The organism is Flavobacterium johnsoniae, assembly GCF_030388325.1.
Lineage (GTDB): Bacteria > Bacteroidota > Bacteroidia > Flavobacteriales > Flavobacteriaceae > Flavobacterium > Flavobacterium johnsoniae_C.
This window is the reverse complement of sequence record NZ_CP103794.1, coordinates 1,827,559-1,845,025: the sequence shown is the minus strand read 5'-3', so window position 1 is coordinate 1,845,025 and position 17,467 is coordinate 1,827,559. Positions and strand designations below refer to the sequence as shown.

Here is a 17,467-nt window from a genome sequence, read left to right as displayed (position 1 = left end):
AAAGTAATATTCTTACAATTTAAGAAAACTTTATCTTGAGACTCTTGTAAAAAAAACTATTTTTGCAAGGTCGATTTTAAGAAACCCTCAAATCTAATTATATGCTAAAGAAAGTTTTAAAAATAAGCGCCATTGTAATTGTGGTTCTTGTTGCCGCATTATTTGCCTTACCTTTTTTATTTAAAGATCAGATCAAAGCCAAAATTGTCGAAGCTATTAACGAAAGTGTTGATGCTAAAGTTAGTTTTACAGATGCTGATTTAAGTTTGTTTAAAAATTTCCCGAACGCAACCGTTGGGATTGAAAAACTTGTTATTATAAACAAAGCGCCTTTTGAAGGGGACACTTTGGTTTCGCTAGGCGAATTAAACTTAAAAATGAGTGTTAAAGAACTTTTTAAAGGAAAAGACGAACCATTAAACATTCAAGGAATTAGTTCTACAAACGGATTAGTAAATATTATTTTCAATAAAGACGGTGTTGGAAACTTTGATATCGCATTAAAAGATAAAAAAGAAGACAAAAAAGACGAAGCAAGCAAACCGCTTTCTTTAAAAATCCAGAATTATAAAATCGAGAATTTTACTTTTAGATACATCGATCAAGGTTCTAAAATTAAAATGGTAATTGACAGTTTAAACCACGAAGGAACTGGAGATTTTACCAATTCAAAATTAGATTTGAATACAAAAACTACTGCAAAAGTTTCATTAGACATGGATAAAATGAATTACATGAAAAATGTAAAACTTACTTTAGACGCTATTCTTGGAATTGATTTAGATAAAAGCAAATATACTTTTAAGGAAAATAAAGCTTTAATCAACCAATTGCCTTTAGAGTTCGACGGATTTATTCAAATGGCTGATAACAAACAGATTTACGATTTGAAATTTAAAACCCCGACTTCTTCTTTTACAAACTTTTTAGGTTTGATTCCTTCTGCTTATTCTTCTAGCTTAGATGGCGTAAAAACGACTGGAGATTTTACGGTAAAAGGTTTTGCAAAAGGAGAATTAACAGAAACTACGGTTCCGAAATTTAATGTAGAAATCGCATCAAACAATGCTTCTTTCCAATATCCGAATCTTCCAAAATCAGTTCAGAATATTGTTATTGACACTAAAATCATTAACGAAACTGGAATTTTAAATGACACTTATGTGAATTTAGATAAGCTGTCTTTTAGAATTGATCAAGATGTTTTTAACGCTAAAGCGAATATTAAAAATATTACCGTAAATCCGATTGTTGATGCAGCTTTAAAAGGAACAATCAACTTGGCGAATCTTTCAAAAGCATATCCAATTAAAATGGACAAACCTTTGGCAGGTATTTTAAAAGCCGATGTTACTACAAATTTTGATATGGCTTCTGTAGAAAAAAGTCAATACCAAAACATCAAAAATGCGGGTACAATGAGTTTGTCAGGATTTAAATATACTGATGAAAACAACAAATCAATGAACATCAGTACCGCTTTGGTAGAATTCAATCCGAGTAGAATCAACTTAAAACAATTTGATGCTACAACTGGAAAAAGTGACATTAGCATTAATGGAGTTTTGGAGAATTTCTATGGTTTTATGTTTAAAAAACAAGAATTGAGAGGAAACTTCAATATGAGTTCAAATCAATTGGCGGTTGACGATTTCATGACCGCTGGAGAACCTGCAAAAGCAGAAACCAAAACTGCTGCAAAACCGGCAGAAGCAATGAAAATTCCAGCTTTCTTAAATTGTACTTTAAATGCAAAAGCGACAACGGTTTTATATGACAATTTAAAACTGAAAGATGTTTCTGGAAGACTGCTTATTAAAGACGAAAAAGCGACTTTAGAAAACTTCAAAACCAATATTTTTGGAGGATCAATTGGTCTTAACGGAGCGGTTTCTACAAAAGAAAAAGTGCCAACGTTTGACATGAATTTAGGCTTTAATCAAGTTGATATTGCACAAACTTTTACGCAATTGGACATGATGAAAAAAATTGCTCCAATTGCTGGAATCATTAACGGAAAATTAAATTCGACTATTAAATTGAATGGAAATCTGGACGCAAAAGAATTAACGCCAGATTTAAAATCGATTTCTGGAGATTTAATTGGTCAATTGCTTTCTACAACTGTAAATTCTCAAAATTCAACTTTACTGAAAGCTTTAAGTTCAAATGTGAAATTTGTTGATTTAAATAAAGTAAATCTAAACGACATAAAAGCAGCTTTAACTTTTGATAACGGAAAAGTAAATATCAAACCTTTTGACATTAAATACCAAGACATTAAAGTAACAGTTGGCGGAACTCACGGTTTTGACCAAACGATGAATTACAATTTAAAATTTGATGTTCCTGCGAAATATTTAGGTACGGAAGCCAATAATTTAATCGCAAAATTATCTCCTGCAGATGCAGCAAAATTAGATAACATTCCGATTAATGCGACTTTGACTGGAAACTTTTCGAATCCTAAAATAAGTACTGACATGAAAACTGCTGTAAGTAATTTAACCACGCAATTGGTAAATCAGCAGAAAGAAAAACTGACTCAAAAAGGAACTTCAGCACTTACGGATTTAATAAACAAAAACACAAAAGCAAAAGATACAACTCAGGCAGCAAAAACAGAGAAAGAGCAAAAAACTCAAGAAGCGACTAAAAAAGCAAGCGACTTGTTAAATGGTCTTTTCAAGAAAAAGAATCCGTAATTTTTTAAGATACTAAGGTTCTAAGAGGCTAAGATTCTAAGTTTTTTTGACCAAATTCAACTAATGTTTCGGCTCATTTTGAACTTAATAAAATGGGAACTAAACAAATTTAGTTCCCATTTTATTTTTTAAATGCTTCGGAGAAGCAAAATATTTATAGAAAAAGAATTCGCATGTACAATATAAGCTCCAGCGGAGCGGTACATAATCCCCCTTATCTATAATATTTCGATCCTCTGGAGCTTTTTTAACTTTTACATTAGACATCTATAAACATTTTGCTTCTCCGAAGCTTTTTTAAAATCAGTTTTATATTAATAAAAAAATCCTGTTCTTTCGAACAGGATTTTCTTTTTGGTTTATTTAAATTTTATTTATTTAGAACTTCTTTTATCGCTTTTATAAAATCTGAAACACCTAAAACATTTGTATCTAAACCTTTGCTTCCGTTTCCGTAAGGTTCATATTTTTTAATATTCGAACCAGAAAACAAACCTAATGTAGGCGCTTTTGCTGCACTTGAAAGATGCATAATACCGCTATCTGCTCCGACAAAAACATCTACATTTGCTAAAACAGAACCAATTTCTCTAATATCTTTACTATAAAAAGTAGGTGCTTCAAAATTGATTTGAGAAACATTTTCGACTGGTAAAACTTCAAAAATATTTTCGTCTGGAAATTCGTTTTTCAAAGCGGTATAAAATTCTGCCCACCAATCTGTACTGTAGCATTTTTCTCCTGTAGCAAAGGTAAAAATCGCAATTGACCTTTTGTTTGGATCAATAATTTTATCTAAAATTTGTTTGCCGTTTGCAATTTCTTCTTTTGATAATTTTAAATCAATTAGAGCAACAGGCTCATTTTTATCTTCGATTCCAACCTGACTTAAAAAATACCTCAAATTGTAGACTGGATATTTTGCAATGTGTTCGTAATCTTCATGATTTAAATTAACTCCTTCAGGCAGATTTCCGAAAAACTTATATTTAGCAGTTGAAAATTTTACTCCAAGCCTTCCAGAAGAAGAATTCTGATCTACATTTATAGCGAGATCATAATTTTGTTTTCTAATCAAAGTCCAAACCTTAAAGTATTTTACTAGTTCTTTAAAAGGTTTTTTTGGAAGTGGAATAATTTTATCAACATTGTCGTAATTTTCAAAAACAATAGGAGCCAAAAAACCTTTTACAAATACATCAATTGTACATCCTGGAAAGGTTTTCGTCACTTCTTCGACCAAAGGAGTAATTAACAGCATGTTTCCTAATCTGCCGTTTGGTCTACAGATTAAAACTTTTTTTATCTTGCTTTTATCAATTGGTTCGATATTTCTAATGTCTAAATTCCCAACATTCTTGGTTAAACTCTGCATTAGAGAACGCCTAAAAGCGTTGACCTTTTTTTTGCTGCTCATGTGGTATTTGTTTTTTAAACTAATTGTTTTTTGAAAACTTTATTTGCTTTAGCAACCCAAAGCTATAATTATTCATCAATTAATTAACACAAAACCATCAAATAAATTGTAATTTTTAAATTAAAATAATTTTAATCTAAAAAAAGATAACAATTTAGTAATAAAACCTTACACGTTTACCGTAACAACATATCCTTCGGAACCACGAACATTAAACACTGTTCCGTTTTCAAAAAGCAAATATTGACCTTTAATTCCAGTTAATTTTCCGCTGAAAGAAGGCATTTTATCCAAATTCAAACTATTTACTTTTGCGGGATAACTCAAAACTGGATATTGTAAATCATAAAGGTCATTCTTTTGCGAGTAGAAATATTCTTTAACCTCATCTGGAATTAAACTTTCAATTTTGACTTTTTCGGCAACCAAATCAAAAACCTCAACTGAATTCTGCAGCATTTTTCTCCAATTGGTTTTATCGGTATAATGATTTTTTAAAGCAACCTCTGTAATTCCTGCCAAATATCGATTTGGAACCTCTACAACCGCAATTGCTTGCGAAGCGCCCTGATCGATCCAACGTGTTGGAACTTGCGTTTTGCGCGTAACACCAACTTTTATTTCGCATGCCGCCGCCAAATAAACAATATGAGGCTGCAATTGAACTTTAGATTCATAATCTAAATCTCTATCCGCAATTCCTAAATGCGCCGTACTCAATTCTGGTCGCATAATCCAGTCTCCAACTGCTGGACTTGAATAAAAACAGTCGTAACAAAAACCTTGTCGGTATATTTTTTTCTTTTTATTGCAATTCAAACATTGATATCCAATAAAGTTAATTTCAATTTCTTTATCTAATAACTGATTGACATTTAAAAAACTATCTTCGAAAACCAAATAATATTGAATTGGACTTCCAAGTTCGGTTTGCATTTTTGTCAGGACACCTTGATATTGCATTCGTATTTTTATTTATTATTGCTGATTTAGATTTATCAAAGAATTAAAAATTTTAGTGTTAAAATTCTACTTATCGACTAGAATAATTGTTCTAAATAGAATTGTTTTTTACAAAAAAACATTATTTTTGATATGAAGACAAAGTTACTATTTGTCTATCGATATTCAAATTTTAAGTTTTTTGTTTTTGCATTTATTGCGTGACTTAAAAACCTAAAATCAGTTAACTAAAAACCAAATTCATGCCTTTATCAATAATCAATTCGTTTGCATCTTGGGTTCTTAAACAGAGAATTCATCAAATAGAGCTTTTTTTAAAATACCCAAATGAAGTTCAAGAAGAATTATTGCACAACTTATTGACGGCATCTGAAAATACAATTATAGGAAAACAATACGATTTTTCAAGTATCAATTCCTATCAGACATTTGCAGAAAGAGTTCCAATCTCGACTTACGAAGAATTACAACCGCTAATTGAACGCACGCGTTTGGGCGAACAAAACGTTTTTTGGGAAACGCCAATTAAATGGTTTGCAAAATCGAGCGGTACAACAAACGCAAAAAGTAAATTTATTCCTGTAAGTAATGAAGCTTTGGAAGATTGTCATTATAAAGGAAGTAAAGATTTATTATGTCTCTATTTGAATAATAATGAAGATTCTGAATTGTTTTTAGGAAAAAGTCTTCGCTTGGGAGGAAGCTCTCAGATTTACGAAAACAACAATACTTTCTTTGGTGATTTATCGGCAATTTTGATTGAAAATATGCCAATTTGGGCTGAATTCAGCAGTACACCAAGCAGCAAAACTTCGTTAATGAGCGAATGGGAAACTAAAATTGCTGCTATTATTAATGAAACTAAGAATGAAAATGTAACAAGTTTTGCAGGCGTTCCATCTTGGATGCTGGTTTTAATGAATAAAGTTTTAGAAAATACTGGCAAACAAAACTTACTGGAACTTTGGCCAAATCTTGAAGTTTATTTTCATGGTGGCGTGAGTTTTTCTCCGTACAAAGAACAATACAAAAAAATTCTGCCAAGTTCAGATTTTAAATATTACGAAATCTACAATGCTTCTGAAGGCTTTTTTGCCATTCAGGATTTAAATTATTCTAGTGATTTATTGTTAATGCTTGATTATGGAATTTTCTATGAATTTATTCCAATGGATACTTTTGGAACTCCAAACCAAAAAGTCGTTCGTCTGGCGGATGTTGAATTAAACAAGAATTACGCTATTGTAATTACTACAAATTCTGGTTTATGGCGTTATTTAATTGGAGATACGGTTCGTTTTACTTCTTTAAATCCATATAGAATTAGAGTTACAGGAAGAACTAAACACCATATTAATGTTTTTGGCGAAGAATTAATGGTTGAAAACACCGATCAGGCAATTGCAAAAGCGTGTCAGGTTACTCAAACAGAAGTTATAGATTATACGGTTGCCCCTATTTTTATGCAAGACAAAGAAAAAGGTGCGCATGAATGGATGATCGAATTCAAGAAAAAACCAGCTGATGTTGGTCTTTTTCAAAAAGTTCTCGATGAAACTTTGCAAACTTTAAATTCTGATTACGAAGCAAAACGCTACAATAATATGACCTTGAATCCTTTGGTAATTAATGTTGCACGTGAGAATTTATTCTATGATTGGCTGAAAGAAAGAGACAAATTAGGCGGACAGCATAAAATTCCGAGACTTTCAAATCAGAGAGATTATTTGGAGCAATTGAAGGAAATGTGTTAAACAATTATATTTATTAGAAATATGAAAAATACCAAATTCAGCGATATGAGCACTGAAGAACTCATTAAAAACCAGAAAACATTGAAAACGGTGAATACTATTTTTGCTGTTGTATTATTTATGCTTTTTGCTCTTAATATTTTCATTGTTTTTATGAAAGGTTTTAGCGCAATGAATGTTGTTCCGATTGCTTTGCTTCCGATACTTTTTTTGAATTTGAGCAATTTAAAGGAGATTAAGAAAGAATTGGAATCGAGAAAATAAAAATTAATCTTCATGACTAAAAGAATCTTGTTGTTTTTATTCTTTGTTTTTTTAGCACACAAATCAACTTCTCAAGAGATTGAACCATTAAGTCCGATTCAGAAAAAACTTTATGATTTTGAAACAGTTCAAGTAAAGCCTGAATTTAATGGTGGTAAAGATAAATTTACAGCATATATTTTAGAAAACTTTAAAAAGACAAAAGCTGGTAAAAATTTCAAAGGATCAATTTCTTTAAACTTTATTGTTGAGATTGATGGATCACTAACCAATATTGTTTTTAATAAAAAGATTGAAAACAAAGTAAAACAAGATCTTAAAAATGTGATTTTGAAATCTCCAAAATGGCTTTGTGGAGAACATGAAGGATATCACGTTAGAACTAAAGTTGATTTTACTATTGATATAATTTAATAACGCTAATTCCACTAAATCCGCATGAGGGATAGCAGTGAAAATCCTTTTTGTCCGCCGCGGCGGACAAAAAGATTGGAACGGATAGCCCGACCCGCCTTTTTCTGGCGGGACATGCCCATAAAAAAAACCTCAGCTCTTAATTTGAAAGACTGAGGTTTTTGTTTTTATTTTGATTGTCGAGTTTCTTGTGGAGATTTCTCCTTCGTCGAAATGACAATATTGTGTTGAACCCTTCGACTTCGCTCAGGGTGACAAACTAGATTTACATCATATCAATATATCGGTCATGGTAGCCTAAAAGATATAAAACACCATCAAGACCTAAACTTGAGATTGAGGTTGAAGCGCTTTCTTTTACTTTTGGTTTTGCGTGAAAAGCGATTCCAAGACCAGCTAAATTTAGCATTGGCAAATCGTTTGCTCCGTCTCCAACTGCAATGGTTTGGTTGATATGAATTCCTTCTTTTTCGGCGATTGCTTTTAAGAATTCTGCTTTTTTCTGACCATCAACTATATCGCCGATATATTTACCAGTTAGTTTTCCGTCTTTTATTTCTAATTTATTGGCGTGAACATAATCTATTCCGAGTTCTTTTTGAAGGTATTCTCCAAAATAAGTAAATCCTCCAGAAAGAATTGCGGTTTTATAACCGTAGTATTTTAAGGCTTTCATCAAACGATGCGCACCTTGTGTGATTGGTAAATTAATCGCAACGTTTTGCAAAACTTCTTCGCTTAAACCTTCAAGTAACGCCATACGTTTTTTGAAACTTTCATTGAAATCAATTTCACCGTTCATAGCAGATTCTGTTATAGCACGAACTTGATCTCCTACTCCATTAAGTTCTGCTAATTCATCGATTACTTCGGTTTGGATTAAAGTAGAATCCATATCGAAGCAAACCAAACGGCGGTTTCTTCTATAAATATTATCTTCTTGGAAAGAAATATCAACATTAAGTGTTCTGGAAATTTCCATAAAACTCGCTGTCATAATGATCTTGTTTACAATTTCGCCCGTTACAGACAATTGGATACAAGAACGCGGATATTCTTCTTTTTCGACAACAGAAGTTCTTCCTGTTAAACGAATAATCGAATCGATATTTAAGTTTTGATCTGACATTATTTGAGTTACTGCTGACAATTGAGAAGCCGCCAGTTTTTCGCCCAAAATATTGATGATGTAGCGCTGTTTAGATTGTGATTTTACCCACTTTTCGTAATCTTCGATAGAAATCGGAATAAATTTTACTTTGATTTCTAATTCGTAGGCTTTAAACAATAAATCTTTTAAGACTGGTGCAGAGGAAGATCCAGCTTCAATTTCGAACAAGATTCCTAAAGAAAGTGTGTCGTGAATATCGGCTTGACCAATATCTAAAATATTAGCGTCGTAAGCTGCCAAAACAGCTGTTAAACCTGCCGTAACCCCAATTTTATCGTGTCCTGAAACTTTTAATAAAATTATCTCTTTATCTTCTGCTGCCATTTTATCTTTCTTGATTTTATGAAGCGACAAAAATCGGCAATCTCTTGTTGATAAAAAAGAATAATCATTGTTTTTTTAAAACGAAAAAGCACATTTTCATGTGCTTTTTTGAGTAATTTAACAATTATGCTTTAGTATTAAAATAACTTAACTTTAAAATTCTCCTGCTGGCGGATTTTTATCAAAACTTACCATCCAATTTACACCAAATTTGTCTTTAAACATTCCGAAATAAGATCCCCAGAAAGTATCGTCCATCGCCATTTCTACGTGTCCTCCAGCCGAAAGTCCGCTAAAGATTTTATCTGCTTCTTCTCTGCTTTCTGTATTGATAGAAATAGAAAAGTTATCTCCAAAACCTACGTCTCCGTATCTTGGATGACTGTCACTTCCCATTAAAATAGTATTTCCAATTGGAAGTGAAACATGCATAATTCGGTTTAGAGCTTCCTCAGAAAGAACTTCTCCTTCTTCTGCTGGCGCATCTTTATATTTTCCCATATATGGAAAATCTCCACCAAAAACTGATTTGTAAAACAAAAATGCTTCTTCGCAAGTTCCGTTAAACATTAAATAAGGATTAATTGCTGCCATTTTTTTAATTGTTAGTTGTTGATTATAAATTGTTAATGTCTTGGAATTCTATTCTTCAGATAATTCCTTTATTTTTTCCATTCCTTTTGGAAAAGCTTCTTTAAAATAATCGATGTGTTTTTCAATTACATCTACTTCTGCCTGAAGATCTACGACATCACCTTTTTGAGTCAATCTGTAAGTTTCCATTGCTCCTACCCATTTTAAGGTTTCTTCTGTGGGCGGCACTTCTTTAAAATCTTTGATTTCGCCAACATGCTTAAATGCCATATATTCATTTGGAATTTTAGTTTCAATAATACTATTCATTCCTTCTCCAGTTGGGCCTAAAAAATAAATTTTATCTCCTTCGTTCCAACTCGTTTCCACATAACTTCCTTCACAAAAAGCACTTGTCCATTTTCTGTACGTTTCGTCATCCCATAAAACCTTCCAAATCTTTTCTTTAGAAGCTTTTATATCTATATTAAATACTAATTTTTCCATTTTAACTTGGTAATTTACTAAAGTCCATAAATAAAACATTCCAACGATGACCATCTAAATCGGTAAAACCACAGCCGTACATCCAGCCTTGGCTTTCTGCAGGAGGAGCAAAAACAGTTCCGCCCGCTTCTTTGACTTTTTCTGCCAATTCGTCTACTTCTTCTCTGCTTTCTGCATCAATCGAAATCAATACTTCAGAACTTGATTTGGTATCTGTAATACTGTTTTGCGAAAAACTAGAAAAAAGCATTTCTTCAAAAAGCATTACCACAAAATGCCCTTCACCTACAACCATACACGTAGAACTTGGTGTGTCATGCTGTTCATTAAACGAAAAACCTATTTTCCAGAAAAAATCTTTCGCTTTTGCTACATCCTTTACAGGAAGATTCAACCATATTTGCTTTGTCATTTTTTGTTTTTTTTGTTGGGTTAGATATTTATTTTTTTCTTTTTTAAACCATATAAATAATGTAAGCTATTTTAAGTTTTTAATCTTTGAACCTTTGTCACTTTGCTTCTTTGCAACTTAGAGTTTATAGGATATTAATTATTCTCTACGTAATTTTTAAAATTATCCAAAATTGCTTGCCAGCCTGCGCGTTGCATTTCTTCTGGATTTTGCGATTCTGGATCGAAACTTTCAATTATTTCAACTCCGTCTGCAGTTTCATTAAAAGTAATTTCAACCTTTCTTCCGTCTGCCATAACGTACGAAAGCGCTTCATTTGGTTTTACCAAAGTAAATTCGCCTTCAAAGTCAAAACTCATGCTTCCGTCTTTCGCCGCCATAGTCGATTTGAATTTTCCTCCTTCTCTTAAATCAGCTTCTGCATAAGGCGTATGCCAATCTGGTGAAGCAAAACTCCATTTTGTTATATGTTCAGGCGCATTCCAGAAATTCCAAACTTTATCTAATGAAGTTTTTACAGTACTTTTTATTGTTATCATTATTCTTGTTTTTATGTTTATAAAATTTATTCCTTAAAATGATTCGACGTAGTTTTTAAAATTTTGAATAATTGCAGAACAAAATTGTTTTTCCATGTCTGCGTTTTCCGATGTTGTTGGTTCAAATGATTCCGTAATTCTTACAACATCATTGTCGATTTCAAAACGCACGCTTGAAATTCTATCGTCAAAAAGTTTATATTCGATTAATGAAAACTTTTCTATTTTAGTATAAATACCTTCAAAGTCAAAACTGTCGCTACCGTCTTTAAGAGCCATAGTAAATTTAAATTTACTCCCTACTTTCAAATCATTTTCGACATATGGAGTATGCCAATCCTGAGAAGCATTATTCCAATTCATAATATGTTCTGGTAATGTCCACAATTTCCAAACTTTTTCTATTGAGGCATTTATAGTGTTTTGAACTTTTATCATGTCTTTAACTTAAATTACATATCCTGAGGAATCTGACTTTCATCCATATAGAAAACTTCCCAATGATGTCCGTCTAAATCGAGAAAAGTTCTTTGATACATCCATCCATAATCCTTTGCAGGAATATAATCTGCTCCGCCTGCTTTAACAGCTTTATCAATCATTTCATCAACTTGTTCGCGAGAATCCAGAGAAATTGAAATAAGAACTTCGCTAGTTGTTGCAGAATCGCAAATCTTTTTATTTGTAAAAGTTTGATAAAACTCTTCTACCAAAATCATTACAAATATATTTTCGTCAATAACTATACAAGCTCCTTTATCGTTTGTGAATTTTGGATTGGTCGAAAAACCAAGTCCGTTATAAAATGACACTGCTTTGTTTAAATCTTTTACGGCAAGATTTAAGAAGATTTTTGTTTTCATCTTTATAAAATTACGAATTAATTAAAACAAATTTAATTTTTTAAGATTAGTTTAAAACGACAATAAAAGTCATTTTTAGGGGCATTTAAGACAAAATGTTTATTTTTGTTAGGCAGTAAATTTTCAAAAACCACAAAAATCATGAGCAAGAAGTTAGGATTAATCGTGCCTCACGACTACAAATTATTAAGTATTGCAGCCATTTTAGAAGTATTTGAAACTACCAATAAATTGAGTTCTGGAACCGAAAAACCATTTGAAATTATGATTTTTCAATCTAAAGAACAATCGGATCAAGGAAGTGTTTTTGGTTATACTTCTAACGAAATTGAAACTTCAAATATTGTTTTAGACCTGATTTTGATTCCAGCTTTTACGACTGATAATATGAGCGAAATGATAAAGAAGAATCGAAATTTCATTCCGTGGTTACAAAAACAGCATAAAAACGGAGCCGAATTGGCAAGTTTTTGTACGGGAGCATTTTTGTTTGCCGCTTCTGGTTTGTTAAACGAAAAATTAGCCACAACGCATGTCGACGCTTGCAGTGCTTTTACGAAAGCTTTTCCAATGGTAAAATTAAAAGCGGAAGAAACCTTAACAGCCGATGGAAGTTTATATACTAGCGGCGGATCGACCTCAACTTTTCATTTATTGATTCTTTTGGTTCAAAAATTCTGCGGGAATGAAATGGCGGTTAATATTGCCAAGATATTTTCTATTGATTTGAATCGTTATAAACAAAGTTATTTCAGCACTTTTAGACCGAATCATTTGCACAATGATTCTTTGGTCGCCATGTTGCAACAAAAAATTGAAAGCCAATATCATTCTATAGAAAAGCTGGAAGAAATTACCAAAGATATTCCGACTAGCGCCAGAAACATGACACGCCGTTTTAAACAAGTGACAGGAATTCCGCCAATTGAATATCTGCAAAATATAAGAGTTGAAAGTTCGAAGAAATATCTGGAACAAACACAACTTTCAATTTCAGAAATTATAGAAAAAACAGGTTATAACGATCCAAAAGCTTTTAGAAAAGTATTTTATAAAATGGTTGGAATGAAACCTATTGAATATCGAGAAAAATTTAGGGTTCAGTAATTTTCAGAACCAGAAATTCTGTTTTTAAAAGAACATTTCGTCCTGCTCTGCACAATATTTTTTGTTGTGAACATTCAAACAGAACGTTTTTCTAGTAAGTTATAAAGAGTGCCTCTCCTCCTTTTAAAACATAATTAAAAGAGAAGATTTTATTTTCCTTTAAATAAATATAAATTAGAGGAAAATTTTTAGTGATAACAATATAAGAATCGTTCGTTTCATGCAAAAACTTTACCTTATCTCCCCTGAAATCATTGTAATTTACAATTTGAAAATTAGAAGGATCAAATGCTTTACTTTTTTCCGTCCTTAAATTCGATAAAAGCATTTCGATAAAATTTATTCTTTCAGCAATAGAAACTTTAGAATCAGTAGCGGGCTCAAAATAAATATATTGATCGGCAATAAACTGCGCTGATTTATTTTCAATAAACACTGCCTTTACAAAATCATTGATTACAGCCGTTTTCTCCTGACCGAAAACAGATATTGTAGAAAACATAACTAAAAATGAAAGCAGTAATTTTATTTTTTTCATAATTCTATTTTTAAACTAATATAGATATTTTTTAATTTTTCGTAATCTATTTCGCTTAAAATCAATTACTGTCATCCATAAAAAAACCTGCTCAAAAATGAACAGGTTTTTAGAAGTAAACTTTGTCAAAGTTTAAAACTTTGACAAAGTGAAATATAGTTTTAAGAAGCAATTTCCATTCGCTTCAATAAATTTTTACTCAAAGTATGTTCTGCGTATTCTTTATCAATTGACAAACTTGTATCATCTGAAGTTGGCAATTCGTACATCGCATCTGTTAAGATTGCTTCGCATAAAGAACGTAATCCACGAGCTCCTAATTTGTATTCTAAAGCTTTATCTACAATAAAATCTAAAGCTTCATCAGTAATAGTAAACTCAACATCATCCATTAAAAATAATTTCTGATATTGTTTTATTAGAGCATTTTTAGGCTGTGTTAAAATGGCACGAAGCGTTTCTTTATCCAAAGGATCCATATGCGTTAAAACTGGTAAACGCCCAATAATTTCTGGAATCAATCCGAAATCTTTAATATCTTTTGGAATGATATATTGCAGTAAATTGTCTTTATCAATATTATCAACATTCTTAGAAGTTGAATAACCAACTGCCTGACGATTTAAACGTTTAGAAATAATACGCTCAACTCCATCAAAAGCACCACCTGCAATAAACAAGATATTTTGAGTATTTACCTCAACAAATTTCTGGTCCGGGTGCTTACGTCCTCCTTTTGGCGGCACGTTTACAACTGTTCCTTCTAATAATTTCAATAAAGCTTGTTGAACTCCTTCTCCAGAAACGTCACGTGTAATTGATGGGTTATCGCTCTTACGCGCAATTTTATCAATTTCGTCAATAAATACGATTCCTCTTTCTGCTTTAGCTACGTCATAATCTGCAGCTTGAAGCAAGCGAGTCAAAATACTTTCAACATCTTCTCCAACGTAACCTGCTTCTGTTAATACAGTTGCATCAACAATAGCCAAAGGAACGTCTAACATTTTTGCAATAGTTTTTGCTACTAACGTTTTTCCTGTTCCGGTTTGACCTACCATGATGATGTTACTTTTTTCAATCTCCACTTCATCGTCTAATTGCTGTTGCATTAAACGTTTGTAGTGATTGTAAACCGCAACCGACATCACTTTTTTAGTCTGGTCCTGACCAATAACATATTGATCTAGAAAAGCCCTAATTTCTTTTGGTTTCTTTAAGATTAAGTCGCCAACTAATTTTGTGCTTCCGCTAGATTTTAATTCTTCTAAAACAATTCCGTGCGCCTGCTCAATACACTTATCACAAATGTGGGCATTGATACCTGCAATTAATAAATTAGTTTCTGGCTTCTTTCTTCCACAAAACGAACATTCTAATACTACTTTTGCCATTCTTTATTTAAGTTACTAAGCTGCAAAGATACTAAGTTTCTAAGCTTTTTAATCTAAAACTTAAAAACTTAGTATCTTTACAGCTTAATATTTATTTTTTTGTTTCAAGTTTTATTTGTTTCAGGTTTCAAGTTAATCGCTATAACTTGAAACCTGAAACCTGAAACTTTTTTAACTTCTTCTTAATACTTCATCAATCATTCCGTATTCTTTTGCTTCGTCAGCAATCATCCAGTAATCACGCTCACTGTCTTTGTGAACTCTTTCGAAAGACTGGCCAGAATGTTGTGAAATAATATGATACAGTTCATCTTTTAATTTCAACATTTCGCGTAAGTTGATTTCCATATCTGTTGCAACTCCTTGTGCTCCTCCAGATGGTTGGTGAATCATTACACGAGAATGCGGCAGAGCCGAACGTTTTCCTGCTGCACCTGCACATAATAAGACTGCACCCATAGAAGCTGCCATTCCTGTACAGATTGTAGCAACATCTGGTTTAATGTATTGCATTGTATCGTAAATTCCTAAACCAGCGTAAACACTTCCTCCAGGAGAGTTTAAATAAATCTGGATATCTTTTGATGCATCAGCACTTTCTAAGAACAATAACTGCGCTTGTACAACATTTGCAATTTGGTCATCGATACCAGTTCCTAAAAAGATAATTCTGTCCATCATTAATCTTGAGAAAACGTCTAAGATTGAAACATTTAATTGACGTTCTTCAATAATATTTGGAGTTAAATTCGTCGGCGTCATTGCGCTGATGATTTTATCATAATATAAGCTATTTACTCCATGGTGCTTTGTAGCAAAATTTTTGAATTCTTTACCGTAGTTCATATTTTTAGTTTAAAGTTGAAAAGTCTAAAGCCAACAAGTGACCTAAACAAATTAAACAAAGTTCATACCTTTTTATAAAGGATGCCAATTTGTCTGAAACGTTTCTTTTGTTTCAAGTTTAAGGTTTCAAGTTAACTGAAGAAAACGTGAAACCTGAAACCTTAAACTTGAAACAAAAAAGAACGTCAACAGAATAAAAAATTCCATTGACGTTCAAATATAATTATTTTTATCTTTCAGTTTCTGTAATAAAATCTTAATTTTTAAAAAGTATACTTCTTAGCTTTCGACTTTACAACTTTTGACTTTCAGACTTAAATTTATTCTCCGTAAGAAGCAGCAATAAATTCTTCGTAAGTAACCTCTTTAGTTGTTGGGTTAGCTTTTTCTTTGAAGATATCTAACATTTTAGCTGCTACAACTTGCTCAGAAAGTCTTTTCACTTCGTCTTGGTTAGATAAAACTCTAGCCACGATTCCTTGAACTTCTTCGTCAGTTGGATTTGTTTGTCCAAATTGAGCCATTTGTTGTCTGATAGCGTTTGATGTAAACTCTTTTAAGTCTTCAAATGTAATTTGGATATTGCTTTGCGCCAATGCTTTTCCTTCGATTAATTGGAAACGTAAACCTTTTTCAGATCTTGCGTATTCAACTTCAGCTTCTTCTGCAGAAAGTTTTTTCTCTCCAACAGTTTGCAACCATTTTTTAAGGAATTCAGCTGGCAAATCGAATTTTGTGTTTTCGATTAAGAAATCTTGAACATCTAATAATAACTTTTGGTCTGCTTGTTGTGCGAATTGAGATTCTGCATCTTCTTTAATTTTAGCTTTTAAATCTTCTAAAGAAGCTACTTTTCCTTCACCAAAAAGTTTATCGAATAATTCTTGGTTTAATTCAGCTGGCTCAGAACCGTTGATAGCTTCGATAGTAAAGTTAACTTCAACATCTAAACCGTGAACACCTTCGTGACCAACTTTTAGGTAATCCATTAATTGGTGATCGTCTTCAAATAAACCTTTTGTGCTTACTGTAACAACATCTCCAACTTTTTTACCTGTGAATTGTTTTTGAGCTTTTTTGCTGAATGCATCTACAGAGATTGTAGTTGTATTATTGATTCCGTTTGCTTCGCTTGAGAAAGTTCCAGTTAAGTCAGATTTTGCATCCGATACTTCTTGTGGAATTGCTTTTCCAAATTGCTTTTGGATACGCTCAACTTGTCCGTCGATTAATTTATCGTCAGCAGTAACGATATATTTTACGATATTATTTTTAGCTTCAAGATCAATTTCGAAGTTTGGCACTAAACCAATTTCATATTCGAAAGTTAATTCTTCTGCATTCCAATCAAGGTTTTCATTTTCTTTAGCAAGAGGAGTTCCTAAAAGATTTAATCTTTCAGATTGAATATAACGCTCTAAAGCCAAATCAACTACTTTTTTGATCTCTTCTTGCTTAATAGCTTTTCCGTATTGTTTTTCAACAAGATCTTTAGGCACAGCACCTTTTCTAAATCCTTTTACTTGCGCTAAAGGCATTTTTTCGTTAATTCTTTTTGCTACCTGACCTTTGTAATCCATATGAACAACGTTCAATACAATTGTCTCGTTAACAGCGTCTATTGCTACTCTTTTAATATCCATCTTCTTCTTTAATTTACATAATAAAATTGGGTT

At 32.1% G+C, this 17,467-nt stretch carries 18 protein-coding genes; 5 read left to right on the top strand and 13 right to left on the bottom strand.

The window, feature by feature from the left end; genetic code table 11:
• Positions 1 to 101 precede the first annotated feature (101 nt).
• Positions 102 to 2,705, top strand: coding sequence for an AsmA-like C-terminal region-containing protein (locus NYQ10_RS08120; protein ID WP_289879837.1), 2,604 nt, complete (start codon positions 102 to 104; stop codon positions 2,703 to 2,705).
• A 370-nt stretch (positions 2,706 to 3,075) separates the two neighbouring features.
• On the opposite strand, the gene NYQ10_RS08115 is transcribed toward NYQ10_RS08120, so the two are convergent.
• Positions 3,076 to 4,122 (bottom strand): glycosyltransferase family 9 protein, encoded by a 1,047-nt coding sequence (locus tag NYQ10_RS08115; protein WP_289879836.1) that lies wholly within the window; start codon positions 4,120 to 4,122, stop codon positions 3,076 to 3,078.
• A 168-nt stretch (positions 4,123 to 4,290) separates the two neighbouring features.
• The gene (locus tag NYQ10_RS08110) at positions 4,291 to 5,085 is read right to left on the bottom strand and encodes a DUF2797 domain-containing protein (RefSeq protein WP_289879835.1); all 795 of its coding nucleotides are present in this window, start codon (positions 5,083 to 5,085) and stop codon (positions 4,291 to 4,293) included.
• A 242-nt stretch (positions 5,086 to 5,327) separates the two neighbouring features.
• Here NYQ10_RS08110 and NYQ10_RS08105 point away from each other — a divergent pair, with 242 nt between their 5' ends.
• Genes NYQ10_RS08105 through NYQ10_RS08095 form a run of 3 tightly spaced genes read left to right on the top strand, consistent with a single transcriptional unit; the run spans position 5,328 to position 7,517 of the window.
• Positions 5,328 to 6,839, top strand: coding sequence for a GH3 auxin-responsive promoter family protein (locus NYQ10_RS08105; RefSeq protein ID WP_289879833.1), 1,512 nt, complete (start codon positions 5,328 to 5,330; stop codon positions 6,837 to 6,839).
• A gap of 21 nt (positions 6,840 to 6,860) precedes the next feature.
• A complete protein-coding gene (locus NYQ10_RS08100; RefSeq protein ID WP_289879831.1) occupies positions 6,861 to 7,103 on the top strand; it encodes a redox-active disulfide protein 2 in 243 nt (80 codons plus the stop codon).
• Between the two features lie 12 nt (positions 7,104 to 7,115).
• Positions 7,116 to 7,517, top strand: coding sequence for a hypothetical protein (locus tag NYQ10_RS08095; RefSeq protein WP_289879829.1), 402 nt, complete (start codon positions 7,116 to 7,118; stop codon positions 7,515 to 7,517).
• 265 nt (positions 7,518 to 7,782) lie between these two features.
• Here the strand turns inward: NYQ10_RS08095 and serB are convergent, their stop codons facing one another.
• From serB to NYQ10_RS08060, 7 genes are all read right to left on the bottom strand, one after another.
• Positions 7,783 to 9,012, bottom strand: a complete 1,230-nt coding sequence (gene serB / locus NYQ10_RS08090) for a phosphoserine phosphatase SerB (RefSeq protein WP_289879827.1) — start codon at positions 9,010 to 9,012, stop codon at positions 7,783 to 7,785.
• Between the two features lie 153 nt (positions 9,013 to 9,165).
• Positions 9,166 to 9,606: a VOC family protein gene (locus NYQ10_RS08085; RefSeq protein WP_289879825.1), complete on the bottom strand. Its 441-nt coding sequence runs from the start codon at positions 9,604 to 9,606 to the stop codon at positions 9,166 to 9,168.
• A 48-nt stretch (positions 9,607 to 9,654) separates the two neighbouring features.
• Entirely contained in the window at positions 9,655 to 10,092 is a 438-nt protein-coding gene (locus NYQ10_RS08080) for an SRPBCC domain-containing protein (RefSeq protein ID WP_289879823.1), read from the bottom strand.
• A 1-nt stretch (position 10,093) separates the two neighbouring features.
• Positions 10,094 to 10,504 (bottom strand): VOC family protein, encoded by a 411-nt coding sequence (locus NYQ10_RS08075; protein WP_289879822.1) that lies wholly within the window; start codon positions 10,502 to 10,504, stop codon positions 10,094 to 10,096.
• A 134-nt stretch (positions 10,505 to 10,638) separates the two neighbouring features.
• On the bottom strand, positions 10,639 to 11,043 hold the full coding sequence (locus NYQ10_RS08070; RefSeq protein ID WP_289879820.1) for an SRPBCC family protein: 405 nt from the start codon (positions 11,041 to 11,043) through the stop codon (positions 10,639 to 10,641).
• 33 nt (positions 11,044 to 11,076) lie between these two features.
• Positions 11,077 to 11,481, bottom strand: coding sequence for an SRPBCC domain-containing protein (locus tag NYQ10_RS08065; protein WP_289879819.1), 405 nt, complete (start codon positions 11,479 to 11,481; stop codon positions 11,077 to 11,079).
• A 14-nt stretch (positions 11,482 to 11,495) separates the two neighbouring features.
• Complete coding sequence (locus tag NYQ10_RS08060) at positions 11,496 to 11,906, bottom strand: VOC family protein (RefSeq protein ID WP_289879814.1); 411 nt, start codon at positions 11,904 to 11,906, stop codon at positions 11,496 to 11,498.
• A gap of 141 nt (positions 11,907 to 12,047) precedes the next feature.
• On the opposite strand from NYQ10_RS08060, the gene NYQ10_RS08055 reads away from it, so the two are divergent.
• Entirely contained in the window at positions 12,048 to 13,013 is a 966-nt protein-coding gene (locus tag NYQ10_RS08055) for a GlxA family transcriptional regulator (RefSeq protein WP_289879812.1), read from the top strand.
• Between the two features lie 91 nt (positions 13,014 to 13,104).
• Here NYQ10_RS08055 and NYQ10_RS08050 read toward each other — a convergent pair whose 3' ends face one another.
• From NYQ10_RS08050 to NYQ10_RS08035, 4 genes are all read right to left on the bottom strand, one after another.
• Positions 13,105 to 13,551, bottom strand: a complete 447-nt coding sequence (locus NYQ10_RS08050; protein WP_289879809.1) for a hypothetical protein — start codon at positions 13,549 to 13,551, stop codon at positions 13,105 to 13,107.
• 161 nt (positions 13,552 to 13,712) lie between these two features.
• Positions 13,713 to 14,945: an ATP-dependent Clp protease ATP-binding subunit ClpX gene (clpX, locus tag NYQ10_RS08045; protein ID WP_276175171.1), complete on the bottom strand. Its 1,233-nt coding sequence runs from the start codon at positions 14,943 to 14,945 to the stop codon at positions 13,713 to 13,715.
• Positions 14,946 to 15,116: 171 nt separating this feature from the next.
• On the bottom strand, positions 15,117 to 15,791 hold the full coding sequence (gene clpP, locus NYQ10_RS08040; RefSeq protein WP_276175172.1) for an ATP-dependent Clp endopeptidase proteolytic subunit ClpP: 675 nt from the start codon (positions 15,789 to 15,791) through the stop codon (positions 15,117 to 15,119).
• A 320-nt stretch (positions 15,792 to 16,111) separates the two neighbouring features.
• Positions 16,112 to 17,434, bottom strand: a complete 1,323-nt coding sequence (locus tag NYQ10_RS08035) for a trigger factor (RefSeq protein WP_289879807.1) — start codon at positions 17,432 to 17,434, stop codon at positions 16,112 to 16,114.
• Positions 17,435 to 17,467 lie beyond the last annotated feature (33 nt).

What these genes read in the sequence shown, in the direction of transcription:
- NYQ10_RS08120 (WP_289879837.1), top strand. Translation starts at nt 102, where the DNA reads ATGCTAAAGAAAGTTTTAAAAATAAGCGCCATTGTAATTGTGGTTCTT.
- NYQ10_RS08115 (WP_289879836.1), bottom strand. Translation starts at nt 4,122, where the DNA reads ATGAGCAGCAAAAAAAAGGTCAACGCTTTTAGGCGTTCTCTAATGCAG.
- NYQ10_RS08110 (WP_289879835.1), bottom strand. Translation starts at nt 5,085, where the DNA reads ATGCAATATCAAGGTGTCCTGACAAAAATGCAAACCGAACTTGGAAGT.
- NYQ10_RS08105 (WP_289879833.1), top strand. Translation starts at nt 5,328, where the DNA reads ATGCCTTTATCAATAATCAATTCGTTTGCATCTTGGGTTCTTAAACAG.
- NYQ10_RS08100 (WP_289879831.1), top strand. Translation starts at nt 6,861, where the DNA reads ATGAAAAATACCAAATTCAGCGATATGAGCACTGAAGAACTCATTAAA.
- NYQ10_RS08095 (WP_289879829.1), top strand. Translation starts at nt 7,116, where the DNA reads ATGACTAAAAGAATCTTGTTGTTTTTATTCTTTGTTTTTTTAGCACAC.
- serB (WP_289879827.1), bottom strand. Translation starts at nt 9,012, where the DNA reads ATGGCAGCAGAAGATAAAGAGATAATTTTATTAAAAGTTTCAGGACAC.
- NYQ10_RS08085 (WP_289879825.1), bottom strand. Translation starts at nt 9,606, where the DNA reads ATGGCAGCAATTAATCCTTATTTAATGTTTAACGGAACTTGCGAAGAA.
- NYQ10_RS08080 (WP_289879823.1), bottom strand. Translation starts at nt 10,092, where the DNA reads ATGGAAAAATTAGTATTTAATATAGATATAAAAGCTTCTAAAGAAAAG.
- NYQ10_RS08075 (WP_289879822.1), bottom strand. Translation starts at nt 10,504, where the DNA reads ATGACAAAGCAAATATGGTTGAATCTTCCTGTAAAGGATGTAGCAAAA.
- NYQ10_RS08070 (WP_289879820.1), bottom strand. Translation starts at nt 11,043, where the DNA reads ATGATAACAATAAAAAGTACTGTAAAAACTTCATTAGATAAAGTTTGG.
- NYQ10_RS08065 (WP_289879819.1), bottom strand. Translation starts at nt 11,481, where the DNA reads ATGATAAAAGTTCAAAACACTATAAATGCCTCAATAGAAAAAGTTTGG.
- NYQ10_RS08060 (WP_289879814.1), bottom strand. Translation starts at nt 11,906, where the DNA reads ATGAAAACAAAAATCTTCTTAAATCTTGCCGTAAAAGATTTAAACAAA.
- NYQ10_RS08055 (WP_289879812.1), top strand. Translation starts at nt 12,048, where the DNA reads ATGAGCAAGAAGTTAGGATTAATCGTGCCTCACGACTACAAATTATTA.
- NYQ10_RS08050 (WP_289879809.1), bottom strand. Translation starts at nt 13,551, where the DNA reads ATGAAAAAAATAAAATTACTGCTTTCATTTTTAGTTATGTTTTCTACA.
- clpX (WP_276175171.1), bottom strand. Translation starts at nt 14,945, where the DNA reads ATGGCAAAAGTAGTATTAGAATGTTCGTTTTGTGGAAGAAAGAAGCCA.
- clpP (WP_276175172.1), bottom strand. Translation starts at nt 15,791, where the DNA reads ATGAACTACGGTAAAGAATTCAAAAATTTTGCTACAAAGCACCATGGA.
- NYQ10_RS08035 (WP_289879807.1), bottom strand. Translation starts at nt 17,434, where the DNA reads ATGGATATTAAAAGAGTAGCAATAGACGCTGTTAACGAGACAATTGTA.